Source organism: Trinickia dabaoshanensis, from assembly GCF_002879885.1.
Taxonomy (GTDB): domain Bacteria; phylum Pseudomonadota; class Gammaproteobacteria; order Burkholderiales; family Burkholderiaceae; genus Trinickia; species Trinickia dabaoshanensis.
In genome coordinates this window covers 1-1,079 of record NZ_PNYA01000081.1, presented here as the reverse complement: position 1 = coordinate 1,079, position 1,079 = coordinate 1, and the positions used below count along the sequence as shown (strand labels likewise).

Below are 1,079 nucleotides of genomic sequence, written 5' to 3'. Positions count from 1 at the left end.
GAGCAGACGCTTCGCAACTGGGTGAAGGCCGATGAGTCAGGCAAGCTGAACGGAGCGGGAGCGAAGCCAGTCACGCCGGAGCAAATGGAGCTTTCGCGGCTGCGCGCGGAGAACAAGCGCTTGCAGATGGAACTGGAGATCGCAAAAAAAGCGGCAGCATACTTCGCGAAGGACCTGCTGTGAGGTATGCCTGGATCGACCAGCAGGTCGGACGCTATCCGCTGTCGTCGTTGTGTTGGGTGCTCTCGGTCAGCGTGAACGGCTATCGTGCGTGGAAGCGCGGCGGCACGCCGGGACGAACGCGGCTGACGGATACGCAGTTGTTGACGCTGATCCAGACGATCCATGCCCAGGTCAAAGGCGCTTACGGCTCGCCGCGCATGACCGAGGAAATCCGTGATCGAGGCTTTCCGGCCAGCAAGGAGCGCGTTGAGCGGTTGATGCGTGAGAACGGTATCCGGGCCCGGCACAAGCGCCGTTATCGGGTGACGACCGATTCGAAGCACAAGCTGCCGGTTGCAGAGAATCTGCTGAACCGGGAGTTCACGCCGGCCGAGCCGAATCAGGTGTTCAGCTCGGACATCACGTACATCTGGACCGACGAGGGCTGGCTGTATCTGGCTGTGGTGCTGGACCTGTTCAACCGGGAAGTGGTGGGCTGGTCGATCAAGCCGCGCATGACAGCGGACCTGTTAACGGACGCGCTGACGATGGCTTGGTTCCGCCGCCGCCCCGCGCCGGGAGCGCTGTGTCATTCGGATAGAGGTAGCCAATACGCGAGCCATGAGTTCCAGCGCAAGCTGGCCACCTACAGCATGCGTTGCTCGATGAGTCGCAAGGGTAATTGTTGGGACAATGCTCCGACGGAAAGCTTCTTCAATAGCTTGAAGAACGAACGGGTTCACGCCACGCGCTATCAGACGCATCAGGATGCGAAGACCGATCTGTTCGAATATATCGAAGTGTTTTACAACCGCAGTCGTCGTCATTCGTCACTCGGCTTTGTTTCTCCGGAACGCTTTCTTCAGGACTGGATCAAGGCTCAGCAGACCAAGGGCGCGGCGGCATAACCCGAGACC

The 1,079-nt window shown here is 59.8% G+C and carries 1 protein-coding gene; it reads left to right on the top strand.

Features of this window, described 5'->3' with window-relative positions:
• A protein-coding gene (locus tag C0Z18_RS32455) for an IS3 family transposase (RefSeq protein ID WP_102649546.1) occupies positions 1 to 1,070 on the top strand; the annotation gives its coding sequence in 2 pieces (ribosomal slippage) (positions 1 to 142 and positions 142 to 1,070; 1,071 coding nt annotated over the 2 pieces). This gene is flagged as partial in the annotation.
• Positions 1,071 to 1,079: the final 9 nt, after the last annotated feature.